Source organism: Duganella sp. GW821-FHT07G03 (genome assembly GCF_059418605.1).
Genome location: NZ_JBWKQE010000032.1, coordinates 21,373 through 35,996, shown reverse-complemented (window position 1 = coordinate 35,996; position 14,624 = coordinate 21,373). Strand labels below are relative to the sequence as shown.

Below are 14,624 nucleotides of genomic sequence, written 5' to 3'. Positions count from 1 at the left end.
AGCACCATGACTGAACTCAAGGACAACCAACGAGAGCTGCACCAGTTCCGCCTGCGCCTGACGGTGCTGGGCGCGCTGGTGTTCTTCTGTTTCGCCTCGCTGCTGGCGCGCTTCATCTGGCTGCAGGTCTACAAGCATAGCGACTACGTCGCCCAGGCCGAAGAGAACCGCATCGCCATCGTCCCGATCGAGCCCAATCGCGGCCTGATTTTGGACCGCAACGGCGTGGTCCTGGCGCGCAACTACTCGGCCTTCACGCTGGAGATCACGCCGTCCAAGCTGAGCGCCACGCTGGACGAAACCATCGACGAGCTGTCCAAGCTGATCACGGTGGAAACCAAGGACCGCAAGCGCTTCAGGAAGCTGCTGGAGGAATCCAAGGGTTTCGAGAGCGTGCCGCTGCGCACCCGTTTGACGGACGAGGAAGTGGCGCGCTTTTCGGCGCAGCGCTTCCGCTTCCCCGGCGTGGAGGTGCAGGCGCGCCTGTTCCGCCAGTATCCGCTGGGCGAGATCGCCTCGCACGTGATCGGCTACATCGGCCGCATCAACACCACCGAGGCCAAGGCCATCGCCGACACCGAGGACGCCGCCAACTACAACGGCACCGACCATATCGGCAAGGAAGGCCTGGAGAAAAGCTACGAGAAGCAGCTGCACGGCATCACCGGCTACGAGGAAGTGGAGAAGTCGGCCGGCGGCCGCGCCATCCGCACCTTGTCGCGCACGGCCGCCACGCCGGGCAGCAATTTGATCCTGTCGATCGACATCGAACTGCAAAAGGTGATCGAGGAAGCCTTCGGCGAATGGCGCGGCGCGCTGGTCGCCATCGAACCGGAGACCGGCGACATCCTGGCCTATGTGTCGCGGCCCGGCTACGACCCCAACCTGTTCGTCGACGGCATCGACTCGCAAAGCTGGAACGACCTCAATACCTCGCTGGACAAGCCGATGGTGAACCGTCCGCTGTCGGGCACCTATCCGCCCGGTTCCACCTTCAAGCCCTTCATGGCGCTGGCCGCGCTGGAGCTGGGCAAGCGCACGCCGGGCCAGACCATCTTCGATCCGGGTTCGTTCACGCTGGGCGGCCACAAGTTCCGCGACGATAAGCCGGGCGGCCACGGCACGGTCGACATGTACAAGTCCATCGTCGAATCCTGCGACACCTACTACTACATGCTCGGCAACGAGTTGGGCATCGACGCCATCAGCGATTTCATGAAGCCGTTCGGCTTCGGCCAGCTGACCGGCATCGACCTGGAACACGAGAAGCAGGGCGTGCTGCCGTCCAAGGAATGGAAGCGCAACCGCTTCAAGAAGAATCCGGCGGCGCAGAAGTGGGTCGGCGGCGACACCATTTCCATCGCCATCGGCAACGGCTTCAACACCTACACGCCTTTGCAGATGGCGCACGCGGTATCGAACCTGGCCAACAACGGCATCGTCATGAAGCCGCACCTGGTGAAGATCATCGAGGACAGCGTCACGCGCGCCCGCAAGCTGACGGTGCCCAAGGAAAGCTACCGCATCCCGCTCAAGCAGGAGCATATCGACATCATCAAGAACGCCATGGTGGGTGTGACCACCGGCGGCACGGCGGCGCGCGCCTTTGCCGGCGCCGGCTACACCTCGGGCGGCAAGACCGGCACCGCGCAGCTGGTGGCGATCAAGAAGAACGAGAAGTACAACGCCAACCTGATCGCCGAGCGCCTGCGCGACAACGCGCTCTACACCGCCTTCGCGCCGGCCGACAAGCCGCGCATCGCCATCGCGGTGGTGGTGGAGAACGGCGGCTTCGGCGCCGGCGTGGCCGCGCCCATCGTGCGCAAGGCGCTGGACTACTACCTGCTGGGCAAACGCCCGAACGAAAAAGAAACCACCCGCGTGCCGAAGGAAGACGCCGAGCTGCGCTCGGTGCAGGACGTCCAGGCGGAACAGGGCGTCAGCGACGACAAGAAGCCGGGCGCTGAAACGCCAGGCAACAAGGAATAAAGGACCCGCATGCGCATCAACGAAAGGCGTTCCCTGTGGCGCCGCCTTCGCCCCTATTTCACCGTGTTCGACCTTCCGCTGATGCTGATCATCTGCGCGCTGCTGTCGGTTGGCCTGGTCACGCTGTATTCGGCCGGCATCGGCATCCCCGGCAAGGTCGAGGACCAGCTGCGCAACATCTGCCTGGCCTTCATCGTGATGTGGTTCGTGGCCAATGTGTCGCCGCAGATGATGATGCGGATCGCCGTGCCGGCGTATGTGATCGCGGTGACACTGCTGATCGGCGTGGCGCTGTTCGGCACCATCAAGCTGGGCGCGCGGCGCTGGCTGCATGTGGGCATCGACATCCAGCCGTCCGAGTTCATGAAGATCGCCATGCCGCTGATGCTGGCGTGGTTCTTCCAGCAGCGCGCCGGCCATCTGCGCTGGCACGACTACGGCATCGCCGCCGTGCTGCTGGCGATCCCGGTGGGGCTGATCGTCAAGCAGCCGGACCTGGGCACCGCCTTGCTGGTGGTGGCCGCCGGCTTCTGCGTGATCTTCCTGGCCGGCCTGGCGTGGAAGGCGCTGATCGCACTGTTCGTCGCCGCCGCCGCCAGCCTGCCGGTGATCTGGTCGGTGATGCACGACTACCAGCGCGAGCGCGTGATGACGCTGATCGATCCGACCTCCGACCCGCTGGGCAAGGGCTTCCACATCATCCAGTCCACCATCGCGGTGGGTTCGGGCGGCATGACCGGCAAGGGCTGGACCCACGGCACCCAGGCCCACCTGGAGTTCATCCCGGAACGCACCACCGACTTTATTTTCGCCGTGTTCTCCGAGGAGTTCGGCCTGACCGGCAACCTGGTGCTGATGTTCCTGTACCTGCTGTTGATCGGCCGCGGCCTGATGATCGCCGGGAACGCGCCCAACTTCTTCACCCGTTTGCTGGCCGGCGCGGTCACGATGATTTACTTCACCTACGCCTTCGTCAACATGGGCATGGTCAGCGGCATCCTGCCGGTGGTCGGCGTGCCGCTGCCGTTCATGAGCTACGGCGGCACCGCGTTGCTGACGCTGGGCCTGGGCGCCGGCATCCTGATGAGCATACAGCGCCACCGCAAGCTGGTGCAGACCTGATGCGCCTGCAGGACGGGCGCACGCTGTGGCAGCGCGTGCGGCCTTATTTCACTGTGTTCGACGCGCAGCTGGCCATCGTCATGCTGATGCTGCTGTCGGTGGGGCTGGTCACGCTGTACTCGGCCGGCATCGCCATTCCCGGCAAGGTGACCGACCAGCTGCGCAATATCTGCATGGCCTTCCTGGTGATGTGGATGGCGGCGAACACGTCGCCGCAGATGATGATGCGCGTCGCCGTGCCGGCCTATGCGCTGGGCGTGGCGCTGCTGGTGGCGGTGGCGCTGGTTGGCACCATCAAGGGCGGCTCGCGCCGCTGGCTCACCTTCGGCGTGCAGGTGCAGCCGTCCGAATTCATGAAGATCGCCATGCCGCTGATGATGGCCTGGTTCTTCCAGCGGCAGCAGGGGCAGCTGCGCTGGCATTCCTATCTGATCGCGGCGCTGCTGCTGGCGATACCCGTCGGCCTGATCGCGCGCCAGCCCGACCTGGGCACGGCGATGCTGGTGGTGGCGGCCGGCGCTTGCGTGATCTTCCTCGGCGGCCTGTCGTGGAAGGCGATGGCGGCGCTGGGCGCGACCGCGTGCGCCAGCCTGCCGGTGCTGTGGACCGTGATGCACGACTACCAGCGCGACCGCGTCCTGACCTTGATCGATCCGTATCATGACCCGCTGGGCAAGGGCTTCCACATCATCCAGTCGATGATCGCCATCGGCTCGGGTGGCATGGGCGGCAAGGGCTGGACCCACGGCACCCAGGCCCACCTGGAATTCATCCCCGAGCGCACCACCGACTTTATCTTCGCCGTGTTCTCCGAGGAGTTCGGCCTGGCCGGCAACCTGGTGCTGCTGGTGCTGTACCTGCTGCTGATCGTGCGTGGTTTGAATATCGCCGTCAATGCTTCCACCTTCTTTACGCGCCTGCTGGCAGGCTCCATCACCATGATTTACTTCACCTACGCTTTCGTCAACATGGGCATGGTCAGCGGCATCGTGCCGGTGGTCGGCGTGCCGCTGCCGTTCATGAGCTATGGCGGCACCGCCTTGATGACACTGGGCCTGGGCGCCGGCATCCTGATGAGCATCCAGCACCATAGCCGCGGCGTGCGCGGCGGCGCCTCCGCGCGCGCGTGGGGAGCCGCCGCATGATGGAGATTAAGGATACGGAGCGCGAGCTCCAGCAGTTCCGCGCCCGCGTCACGGTGCTGGGGGCGATGGTGTTCATCTGTTTCGGCCTGCTGCTGGCGCGTTTCATCTGGCTGCAAGTGGTCAAGTACAACGACTTCGCCGTCAAGGCGGAGGAGAACCGCATCGCCATCGTGCCCATCGTCCCCAATCGCGGCCTGATTTTGGACCGCAACGGTGTGGTCCTGGCGCGCAACTACTCGGCTTTCACGCTGGAGATCACGCCGTCCAAGCTGGTCATGACGCTGGATGAAACCATCGACGAGCTGTCCAAGCTGATCGAGATCGAGATCAAGGACCGCAAGCGCTTCAAGAAGCTGCTGGAGGAATCGCGGGGCTTCGAGAGCGTGCCGCTACGCACCCGCCTGACCGACGAGGAAGTGGCGCGCTTTTCGGCGCAGCGCTTCCGCTTCCCCGGCGTGGAGGTGCAGGCCCGCTTGTTCCGCCAGTATCCGCTGGGCGAGACGGCGTCGCACGTGATCGGCTTCATCGGCCGCGTCAGCCGTGCCGAGGCCAAGGCCATCGAAGACACCGACGATGCCGCCAACTACAAGGGCACCGACCATATCGGCAAGGAAGGCCTGGAAAAAAGCTACGAGAAGCAGCTGCACGGCGCCACCGGCTACGAGGAAGTGGAAGTGTCGGCCGGTGGCCGCGCCGTCCGCACGCTGTCGCGCACGCCGGCGGTGGCGGGCAGTAACCTGATCCTGTCGATCGACATCGAGCTGCAAAAGGTGGTCGAGGAAGCCTTCGGCGAGCGGCGCGGCGCGCTGGTGGCGATCGAGCCGTCGACCGGCGACATCCTGGCCTTTGTGTCGCGGCCCGGCTATGACCCCAACCTGTTCGTCGACGGCATTGATGCGCAAAGCTGGAACGAGCTCAATACCTCGCTGGACCGGCCGATGGTGAACCGTCCGCTATCCGGCACCTATGCGCCGGGTTCCACCTTCAAGCCCTTCATGGCGCTGGCTGCGCTGGAGCTGGGCAAGCGCACGCCCGGCCAGGTGACCTACGATCCGGGCTTCTACTACCTCGGCCACAGATTCAATGACGATTTGGCGGGCGGACACGGCTCGGTGGACATGCACAAGTCCATCGTCGTCTCCTGCAATACCTACTACTATGTGCTCGGCCACGACATGGGCATCGACGCCATCAGCGGGTTTATGAAGCCGTTCGGCTTCGGCCAGCAGACCGGCATCGACCTGGAAAACGAGAAGACCGGCGTGCTGCCGTCGCAGGAGTGGAAGCGCAAGCGTTTCAAGGGTGCGGCGGGCAAGTGGATGGGTGGTGATACCATCTCGGTCAGCAATGGTTCGGGCTACAACGCCTACACCCCTTTGCAGATCGCGCACGCGGTGGCCAATCTGGCCAACAACGGCGTGGTGATGAAGCCGCACCTGGTCAAGATCGTCGAGGACAGCAAAACGCGCGCCCGGACGCTGACAGTGCCCAAGGAGAGCTACAGGATACCGCTCAAACAGGAGAATATCGACGTTATCAAGAGCGCAATGGTCGGCGTGACCACCGAGGCGGGCGGCACCGGCGTGCGCGCCTTCGCCGGCGCCGGCTACACGGTGGGCGGCAAGACCGGCACCGCGCAGGTGATCACCATCCGCTCCGGCGAGAAGTACAACGCCGCGCGCCTGGCCGAACGCCTGCGCGACAACGCGCTGTTCACGGCCTTTGCGCCGGCCGACAAGCCGCGCATCGTGCTGGCGCTGGTGGTGGAAAACGCCGGTAAAGGTGGCGCCGAAGCGGCGCCTATCGCGCGCAAGGCGCTGGATTACTACCTGCTGGGCAAACGCCCGGCCGGAAAAGACACCACCAAGGTGCCGAAGGAAGATGCGGAAACGGTGCTGCCGGTCGAAGGGCAGACGCTGGAAGAACAAGCAGCGGCGGCCGAATTCGAACGGCGCGCGCCGACGCAGCCCGCTGGCGCTGTGGCGGCCGTACCTGCCGCCCCGGTGCCATCGGCGCCGACCGCACCCGCGCCGGTAGTCGCGGCACCGGCCACGCAGCCAGTGCCGCCGGCGCGGAAAAAACCGTAAGGAAGAAGTGATGCGTATGAACCGTAGCCGTATTTTGAATGTCTGTACCGGGCTGGCCTTGCTGGCGCTGGTCGGCTGCGGCACTGCGCCGACAGTGACCGATACCACCACCACGCCCAAGGCGCCGCGTAGCTCCGGCCCGGTCCTCAAGGCGCCGTCCAGCGGCAAGCCGGACACCAGCCTGCCGGTGCTGCCGCCGGCGAATTCGGGACGCGGCGGCTACTACCAGGACGACGGTCCCGGCGACGCGCCGCCGGCCAACCTGGCCGACGTGCCGGACGCCGATGTGCGCAACGATCCGCTGCTGCCGTATTCCAACCGTCCCTACGTCGTCTTTGGCAAGACCTACACGCCGATCAGCGGCAACCAGCCGTTCACGCAGATCGGTGTCGGCAGCTGGTACGGCAAGAAGTTCCACGGCCAGCGCACCTCGTCCGGCGAGATCTACGACATGTACAAGATGACGGCCGCGCATCCGACGCTGCCGATTCCCTCCTACGCGCGCCTGACCAACCTGGTGAGCGGCGCGGTGGTCATCGTGCGCATCAACGACCGAGGGCCGTTCCATGCCAACCGCGCCATCGACGTGTCGTACACGGCGGCGCTGAAACTGGGCTTGCTGGGCAAGGGCAGCCACGAACTGCAGATCGAACGCATCCTGCCGGATGAAGTGGACCGCATGCTGGCCACGCGCGCCGGCGTTTCGGGCACGGTGTCGCCGCGCCTGCAGTCGCAGTCGTCGCAGCGGAAGGCGTCGAGCGGCGGCCTGGGTGGCAACAACGGCGGCGGTCCGCTGCTGCTGACGCCATCGGCGACGCTGAGCGAGCCGCTGGTGCTGGCGCCCAAGGCCATGCCTGGCGCGCCCTCGTCCGACGCGGAAGCGTTGATGCTGACCGACCGCGCGCCGGCCAACGCCGAAGCGCTGGCGGCCAGCACCGCCAAAGGAGGCTTCTACCTGCAACTGGGCGCCTACTCGCGCGCCGAGAATGCGGAAGTCGTGCGCAACAAGCTGTCCGGCAAAGGCCTGAACGGATTGGAAGTGGTGCAGGGCGGTTCCGTGCACCGCTTGTTCACCGGCCCGTTCGCCACGCGCCAGGAAGCGATCCAGGCGGCGCAAGGCTTGCCTTCATCGTTGAACCTGAAGCCTATCGTCGTCCAGCGCTGACCCGGTCAAAAGACGGGCCACAACACCGCGGCGGTTGTCACCACCTCGACCAGGTCGATGGCAAACAGGTAGGCCGCCGACAGGCGTCCCTGCATGTAGGCGCCCAGCGCCCAGAAGCCGCCCAACGCCGTCGTCATCGCCAGCGCGCAGCGGGCGTGGGAGAGCGCGGCCGAATGCCACAGGCACGCCGCGGCGGCCATCGCGCATAGGCCGAACTGCGCCAGCGCCAGGTATCGCTTGCGACCGGACAGCGGCGGATCGTAGCGCAATCGGGCGGCTTCCAGGTCGAACGGCTTGCCTGGCAGGGCGAGCTCGGCGGGACGCCAGCCCGGAGGCTTCAGCCAGATCTTCAGCTTGTCGGACCAGCGCTCCGCTTGCCGCGACAAGTTGAGCAAGACCGAGTATTCCGACACGATGGCCCACACAGGATCCCAGCTGTTCAACGGGCTGCGCGTGCCATACACACACGGCTCCTGTTCCTCGGCGAAGGTGCCGAACAGGCGGTCCCAGACGACCAGCATGCCGCCATAGTTTTTATCCAGGTACTGATCGTTGACGGCGTGGTGCACGCGGTGGTTGGACGGCGAAGAGAATACCCGGTCGAACCAGCCCAGCTTTCCGATATGTTCGGTGTGTATCCAGAACTGGTACAGCAGCACGATCAAGCCGGCCACCGCGAACTGCTCCGGCTGCACGCCGAGCAGCGCCATCGGCAGGTAAAACACCCAGCCGATAAAGACCACGGAACTCTCCTGTCGCAGCGCGGTGGAGAAATTGAAGTCCTGGCTCTGGTGATGCACCTGGTGGGCGGCCCACATCAGCGCGCATTCGTGGCCCATGCGGTGCAGCCAGTAATCGCAGAAATCGAACAAAACGACGGCGGCGATCCAGCCGTACCAGGAAGACCAGAAGTCCGCCAGCGACACCATGCGCACCTGGTCGAACACCCAGGTGTACAGGCCGATCTGGAACAGCTGCGTGAGCACCGCCACCAGTTGGCTGATCAAGCCCTGGCTAAGACTGCTCAAGGCATCGTTGAGGCGGTAGGTGTTGCGCTGCTTGAGCCACCCGTAGGCAAATTCCGCGACGATCAGCAGGAAAAACACCGGGAAAATCAGGACGATGAATTGTTCCATATAAAAAGGCGTGTGAGCGATCAACCGATAGTTTGCCAGATTTGTTGCATAATGTTTAGCTGTTCCGGCCTAATTTTAAGAAGGACTACCTGAGAGCATGCGCCAGAAAATTCGAGACGAAATTTTATCCATTTCCCCTTTCGACGATCTGGAGCGTCGTGACGTTTCCAACTGCCTTGCATGGGTGGACTCGGGCGTGGAGTTGTGCCGTGTCGCGAAGCCGGCAACGCCGCCTATGCATCTGGTGTCCTATTTTGCCGTCGTCGATGACGGGCATGTGCTGCTGGTTGACCATCGGAACGCCAAGTTGTGGCTGCCGCCTGGCGGCCATGTCGAACCGGGCGAGCATCCCCGCGTGACGGTGGCGCGTGAATTGGAAGAGGAGCTTGGTTTTGCGGCGCCCCATCCCATCGGGCCGCCTCTGTTGGTGACCGTGACCGCGACCGTTGGCCTGACCGCCGGCCACACAGATGTCTCCTTGTGGTACGTGGTCCGAGCGAGCCGACAGCAAAGCATCAAGTTTGACGAGCGTGAGTTTGAAGACGTTCGTTGGTTCCCGTTCGACCAAGTTCCGTTGGGGCGCGCAGACCCGCAGATGAAGCGATTCCTGGCAAAATTGGCGCTTGGGGAGCAAACCGCCTAACCCTTCCATCGAGGGACTTGTATGTCTGAAGAAACCCATCGTCCACCAGATCCACATCCGGTTGGAATCGAACCCGATGACCGGCTGGTCGTGCTTGCCCGAATGATAAAGGTAAGCGACTCGCAAGCAGAGACCACACTCATGGAAGGCGCCGTCAACTGGGCGCGCTTCGGGGATCAATGTCTCGGCCAGTCGCTGTATAGGCACCGCGCCGTCTTTCACAATGCCGCAGCGGCGCCAGTGTGGAGCCACGTCGAACTCAGCTACTTTCACGACATAGTTCCCGCTGAAGTCATCTCGGAACTCGTGCTTGACCAGCAGTCGAGAGGCGTTTATCTGTTGCGCGCAGAGATACTACTGACCACACCCTCGTCTTTTATTTTGCCTCGAGACTGGCGGGGATCAGTCGATCGACCTGAGCGACAGGTATCACTGGAATATATCGAAGTGCAGCCGAAACACCTTCGCAGGTACAGGGAGGTCATGCGAGATTATTGCGGCGTTGCCGCGATGAAGCTTGTCCAGCAAGACAGGTTTGGGACGTTCAGGGCAATGGAGACTGCGGTAATCCTCCACCGTGTCCCGGAGATGACGATGGACTGGAATCAGATTCATCTGTGCGAATTGGACCCCGATGGCTTTGACGGTTTTGGCAAGGAATTTGCGGCGGCATTGCGGGTCGATCGACCGAATGAGGTTGACCCGCCAGACGCTTTCGCTGATCTCGGCAATATCCGCACCGTTCCCCTTTGGACCTTCAACGATCCGCTCGTGGAGGCGGACAGCGTGGTCGCCAGCGTGGGCATAAGTGGTCGCACCAGTGGACCGTCTTCGGCGTCCGCCAAGCTGTTGCGTTAGGGGGCGTTTATTTGCAGGCGTGGTTTTCCGCGCTCGGGTAGCCGGCGCGGAATTGTTCCAGCTTGGCCTTGAGCTCTGTGTCCACATCGCGGAACTGGAAGGCCAGCAGCTTGCTGCCGCTCATGCGCGGGGCCACGCGCGCGGTGCGCACGCCTTGCTTCATCAGGATGGCCAGCTGGTTCTGCGCCGCGCCTTCGGTCTTGAACACGCCCAGCGAAATCCCCCAGCGCAGCGGCGAGTTGTCGTTCATGATGAAGTAGTTGGTCACGCCCAGCGCGCGCAGTTCGCCGGCCTTCTTGTCGGCGCCTTCCTTGCTGCCCTGCGGCGGCATATAAACGATATAGCTCGATACCTCGTTGCCCGGCAGGTTGTGGCGCGACTGGCGGTCGCCCAGGTTCAGCGGCGCCAGCTGGGCTTCGAAGCGGCGCGCGTCGGCCAGCACGAAGCTGCCGATCTCCACGCAGGCCAGCACTTCCGGCGCCGGCTTGGCGCTGGCGGCGGCGCTGGCCGCGGCGGCCGATGCGTCGTTGGCCTTCTCGGGGGAGATGATGGCCAGCTTGTCGGCGTTGAGTTGATTGAGCAGGCGCTCCGGCTCGCGCTCGTTGCCGCTGAAATGGCCGAGATAACCTTTGCCATACGCGAACAGCGCGGCATTGATGGCGACCAGCGACCAGAAAATAAATTTCAGCACGGAGCTTCCCTTGCAACCTTAGTCGGCGCTGCCGGCGGCAGCATGCAAACCGATTAACACGATATTGTCGACGATACGGTACGGCACCTTCAGCATCGGCGCGATATACGGCGCGGCGCCGCCGGAGATGATGCACTCCGCCGCGCCATGCCGCGCAAACGCGTGCTCGATGGCGCCGCTCTGCGCGGCCAGGCAGCCGCTCAGGATGGCGTCGTCGGTATTGTCGGCGAATCCGTCCGGCAGCTTACCGTCTTGCGCAATTTGCGGCAACTGCGCCGTGTTGCGCGCCAGCGAACTGGCCATCAGGCCCAGCCCCGGCAGGATCATCCCGCCCAGGAACATGCCGTCGGCCGTGATGGCGTCGATGGTGGTGGCGGTGCCGCAGTTGGCGACGATGACTTCGCGTCCGGCCGCTAGCGCGTGGCCGGCGATGGCGGCGGCGAAACGGTCGCAGCCCAGCTGCGCCGGATTGCGGTAGCCGTTAGTCACGCCGGCCAATGCCGGCAGCGAGGCAAACCATTCGATCGACTGCTCCGGCGGGAGCATGGCCGGGAAGGTCCGTTGCAGCACGTACTCCAGCTGCACGCGCAGCGCGCCGCCGGCCACGTTGGCGATCAGGATGCGGTCGACGCCGCGGTTGGCCACCGCTTCGCTCAGGTGCAGCTCCAGCTGCTGCAGGTCGGCGTGCATGACGGCGCCGTGGGCGATCCATGCGCCCAGTTCCGTGCCCGGTTCGGCCAAGGCCCATTTGACGCGGGTATTGCCGGCGTCGATCAGTAGAATCATGATAGTCCGATAAAAGAAGAGAGGCGCAGCGAGACGTCGCCGGACAGCACTTCGGCGCGGCCCTGTGGCGTGTCGAGCATCAGGCGGCCGATGGCGTCGACGCCGGCGGCGCGCCCTTGTTGCAGCACTTTGCCCTGGTCGAGGATGACGACGTCCTGACCCTGCCACGCATGCAGCAGGTTCCAGCGCTCGGCGAAGGGGGCGAAGCCGGTGTCGTCGAATTCGGCCAGCACGGCGGCCAGGCGGCTGAGCAGCGCGGCCATCAGCTGGTTGCGGTCCATCTTGGCCAGCCACGGCGCGGCGGCCACTTCGCGGCCGATCTGCGCTTCCAGTTCGTCCGGCATCAGCAGGTTGATGCCGACGCCGATCACGGCCCAGATGGCGCCGTCGCCGTCCTTGCGGGCGGCCTGGGTTTCGACCAGGATGCCGGCCAGTTTTTTTCCGTCGCGCAGCAGGTCGTTGGGCCACTTGATCTGCACCGGCACGCCGAGCGAGGCGATGGTCTCGGCCAGCGCCACGCCGACCGCCATCGGCAGGCCGGACATGCGGTGCAGCGGGCCCTTGAAGCGCCAGGCCAGCGAGAACATCAGCGCGGCGCCGGGCGCGGACAGCCAGCTGCGGCCGGCGCGGCCGCGTCCCGCCGTCTGGTTGCCGGCGATGCGCAGCACCGGACCTTCGAGCGTGTCGATGCGCGCCAGCAGGTCGGCGTTGGTGGAGCCGGTTTCGGCGACGGTTTCTATCGCCACGTGCGAGGCGCTGGTGGCGCAGTGCAGGCGGATGGCGTCCGCAGTGAGCGTGCTCATGACGCGGCCTTGCGTGGCTTGTGCGGTGCCTTGGCGAACGCCAGGTCGTAGACTGGATTGGGCAGCATGCGCAGCAGCTTGGCGACGACGCCCATCTGCCACGGGATCACCTTGTAGCTGCTGCCGGCGGCGATGGTGCGCGCGGCCTTGGCGGCGAATGTGGCGGGCGCCATCAGGAACGGCATCGGGTAGGGATTCACCTGCGTCATCGGCGTGTCGATGTAGCCGGGGCACAGAGTGACGACGCGGATGCCGTAGGGCTTCATCTCCAGCCGCAGCGATTCGCAGTAGCTGATCACGGCCGCCTTGGAGGCGCTGTACGCCTCGGCGCCGGGCAGGCCGCGGATGCCGGCCACGCTGCCGATGCCGACCAGCCGCGCCGGTGTGCGCTGTGCTTTCATCGCCGGGATGAACGGCGCGAACGTGGCGGCGGTGGCCACCACGTTGGTGGCGATGACGGCTTCGAATACGGGGAGGTCCTCGGCGAACTCGGTCAGCGTGCCGACCGAGATGCCGGCGTTGGCGATCACCACGTCGATGCCGCCGGCGTGCGCCATGAAGGCCTGCGCGGCGGCGGCGATGGCGGCGTGGTCGCGCACATCGACCGCGTAGGCGCGGTGGCGTTCAGGATTGGGGAGGGTGGCGATCAGCTGGTCGAGCATCGCGCTGCGGCGGGCCAGCAGGCCCAGTGTGGCGCCTTGCGCCGCGTATTCGGCGGCGAGGGCCGCACCCAGGCCGCTTGAGGCGCCGGTGATGAAGACCCGCTCCGGCCCGGCGCCCTGTTTGCTCATCTTTATTTCTTTTCCGCTTTCGCCTTGGCGACCAGGAAGTCCATCACTTGCACGGCTTCGGCGTGCAGCTCGGCTTCGGTGGTGGCGGCCTTGGTGCCTTCGTTGGCCATGGTCGGCGAGGTGACGTACTTGCCGTCGATGGCGATCATCGGCCACGAATCGACGCCGTAGGCATCCATCATCGAGGTCGCGCGGCGCACGCTGCCGCCGACGCCCAGGCCGCGATAGGTCTCGATGAACTTCTGGCGGTCCACGCCCTGCTTGGCGGCGAAGTCGAAAGCCATTTCATCGCGGTTCATGCGGTTGTGGTTGACGTGCATCTCGGTGAAGATCTTGGTGTGCATGGTGTCGTTCAGCAGGCCCATGGCGCTGAGCGTGAAGAACAGCTTTTGCTGCGGCAGGTCGGTGCCGCTGCGCGAGATGTGCATGCGCTTGAAGACGATGGCGTCGCCCTGTTTCTTGACCCAGGCCGTCAGCGTCGGATCGAAAGCGAAGCAATGCGGGCAGGCGTAGTCGAAGAATTCGATGACTTCGACCTTCTTGCCGCTATCGACAGCTTGCGGCGTCGGCAGCGTCTTGTATTCGACGCCGTTCTTCGGATCGGCCGGGGAGGCCGACGACAGGGCTGCAACGCTCAACATCAATGCACCGACTACATATTTCATGAATCGCATCTGAATACTCCTGGCTTGTTTTTGCTTGTTTTTGCTTATTTTTGATTACGCACGACGGCGACGTCGATGCCGTTTTCGGACAGCTTGCTACGAACCTTGTTCATCGTTTCGACCTGGTTGTACGGGCCAAGGCGCACCCGATGCAGCACGCCGGTGTCGGTGGCGCGGTCGGACAGGTTGGCTTCGAAGCCCAACAGGGCCAGCTTGGCGCGGGCGCTTTCGGCGTCGGCGACTTCGCGGAAGGCGCCGGCCTGCAGGTAGTAGATGAACTTGTCGTCGCCGGCGTCGGCGGCAGCGGCAGGCTTGGCCGGCGTCGGCGCCACATTGGCGGCGGCGGGAACGGCTGGCGGCGCGGCTTTGGGCTTTTCAACCGGAGCCGGGGCCGGCGCCGGTGTTGGCGCGGCCTGGATCTTGTCGACCACCGCTTGCAGCGGATCGGCCGGAGGCGGCGCCTTCGGCGGTTCCTTGGCAAAGTCCTTGGCCGCTTCGCGTACCGCTTCCTTGTTGCCGTACATAGGCTTGTTCGGATCGGCGGCTTGTCCCGCGGTCGGTTCCGCAACCTTGCTGGTACGCCCCTTGTCGGTGAACGGCGTCGAGCCCTTGTTGATCACCAGGGCGACGACGACGGCGATCGCCAGGCCGATGACCAGGCCGATGACGATGCCGATGATGGTGTTGCCGTGCTGGCGCGAACGTGGAGTGGAGCGAGGGCTGGTGCGGAAATTCATTGTGCG

The 14,624-nt window shown here is 64.7% G+C and carries 14 protein-coding genes; 7 read left to right on the top strand and 7 right to left on the bottom strand.

The features are described 5' to 3' along the window. Positions 1-6 precede the first annotated feature (6 nt). The 5 genes from mrdA (AC07OK_RS28210) to AC07OK_RS28190 are packed head-to-tail and all read left to right on the top strand — an operon-like array spanning position 7 to position 7,508. Positions 7-1,989 carry a penicillin-binding protein 2 gene (gene mrdA / locus AC07OK_RS28210; protein ID WP_494693379.1) on the top strand — a complete coding sequence of 661 codons (1,983 nt, stop codon included), beginning with the start codon at positions 7-9 and terminating at the stop codon, positions 1,987-1,989. Positions 1,990-1,998: 9 nt separating this feature from the next. Further along, positions 1,999-3,111, top strand: a complete 1,113-nt coding sequence (gene rodA, locus AC07OK_RS28205; protein WP_494693378.1) for a rod shape-determining protein RodA — start codon at positions 1,999-2,001, stop codon at positions 3,109-3,111. Then, positions 3,111-4,256, top strand: coding sequence for a rod shape-determining protein RodA (gene rodA / locus AC07OK_RS28200; RefSeq protein ID WP_494693377.1), 1,146 nt, complete (start codon positions 3,111-3,113; stop codon positions 4,254-4,256). Before rodA (AC07OK_RS28205) ends, rodA (AC07OK_RS28200) begins: the two co-directional genes overlap by 1 nt. Next, entirely contained in the window at positions 4,253-6,343 is a 2,091-nt protein-coding gene (gene mrdA / locus AC07OK_RS28195; RefSeq protein ID WP_494693376.1) for a penicillin-binding protein 2, read from the top strand. Before rodA (AC07OK_RS28200) ends, mrdA (AC07OK_RS28195) begins: the two co-directional genes overlap by 4 nt. 10 nt (positions 6,344-6,353) lie before the next feature. Beyond that, positions 6,354-7,508 carry a septal ring lytic transglycosylase RlpA family protein gene (locus tag AC07OK_RS28190; protein WP_494693375.1) on the top strand — a complete coding sequence of 385 codons (1,155 nt, stop codon included), beginning with the start codon at positions 6,354-6,356 and terminating at the stop codon, positions 7,506-7,508. A gap of 5 nt (positions 7,509-7,513) precedes the next feature. Here AC07OK_RS28190 and AC07OK_RS28185 read toward each other — a convergent pair whose 3' ends face one another. Then, the gene (locus AC07OK_RS28185) at positions 7,514-8,644 is read right to left on the bottom strand and encodes a sterol desaturase family protein (RefSeq protein ID WP_494693374.1); all 1,131 of its coding nucleotides are present in this window, start codon (positions 8,642-8,644) and stop codon (positions 7,514-7,516) included. A gap of 97 nt (positions 8,645-8,741) precedes the next feature. Between AC07OK_RS28185 and AC07OK_RS28180 the strand changes: the two genes are divergently transcribed. Together AC07OK_RS28180 and AC07OK_RS28175 are read left to right on the top strand one after the other, a co-directional pair. Next, positions 8,742-9,287 carry an NUDIX hydrolase gene (locus AC07OK_RS28180; protein WP_494693373.1) on the top strand — a complete coding sequence of 182 codons (546 nt, stop codon included), beginning with the start codon at positions 8,742-8,744 and terminating at the stop codon, positions 9,285-9,287. Between the two features lie 21 nt (positions 9,288-9,308). Then, positions 9,309-10,145: a hypothetical protein gene (locus AC07OK_RS28175; protein WP_494693372.1), complete on the top strand. Its 837-nt coding sequence runs from the start codon at positions 9,309-9,311 to the stop codon at positions 10,143-10,145. Between the two features lie 7 nt (positions 10,146-10,152). On the opposite strand, the gene AC07OK_RS28170 is transcribed toward AC07OK_RS28175, so the two are convergent. From AC07OK_RS28170 to AC07OK_RS28145, 6 genes are read right to left on the bottom strand one after another with little or no spacing between them, the layout of a single operon-like run. Beyond that, positions 10,153-10,836, bottom strand: a complete 684-nt coding sequence (locus AC07OK_RS28170) for an SPOR domain-containing protein (RefSeq protein WP_494693371.1) — start codon at positions 10,834-10,836, stop codon at positions 10,153-10,155. 18 nt (positions 10,837-10,854) lie between these two features. Further along, positions 10,855-11,622 carry a type III pantothenate kinase gene (locus AC07OK_RS28165; protein ID WP_494693370.1) on the bottom strand — a complete coding sequence of 256 codons (768 nt, stop codon included), beginning with the start codon at positions 11,620-11,622 and terminating at the stop codon, positions 10,855-10,857. Then, positions 11,619-12,425: a biotin--[acetyl-CoA-carboxylase] ligase gene (locus AC07OK_RS28160; protein WP_494693369.1), complete on the bottom strand. Its 807-nt coding sequence runs from the start codon at positions 12,423-12,425 to the stop codon at positions 11,619-11,621. Before AC07OK_RS28160 ends, AC07OK_RS28165 begins: the two co-directional genes overlap by 4 nt. Then, positions 12,422-13,216, bottom strand: a complete 795-nt coding sequence (locus AC07OK_RS28155; protein WP_494693368.1) for an SDR family oxidoreductase — start codon at positions 13,214-13,216, stop codon at positions 12,422-12,424. The genes AC07OK_RS28160 and AC07OK_RS28155 overlap by 4 nt, the downstream gene beginning before the upstream one ends. A gap of 2 nt (positions 13,217-13,218) precedes the next feature. Next, entirely contained in the window at positions 13,219-13,890 is a 672-nt protein-coding gene (locus AC07OK_RS28150; protein ID WP_494693367.1) for a thiol:disulfide interchange protein DsbA/DsbL, read from the bottom strand. Positions 13,891-13,925: 35 nt separating this feature from the next. Beyond that, positions 13,926-14,618 carry an SPOR domain-containing protein gene (locus AC07OK_RS28145; protein ID WP_494693366.1) on the bottom strand — a complete coding sequence of 231 codons (693 nt, stop codon included), beginning with the start codon at positions 14,616-14,618 and terminating at the stop codon, positions 13,926-13,928. Between the last annotated feature and the right edge of the window lie 6 nt (positions 14,619-14,624).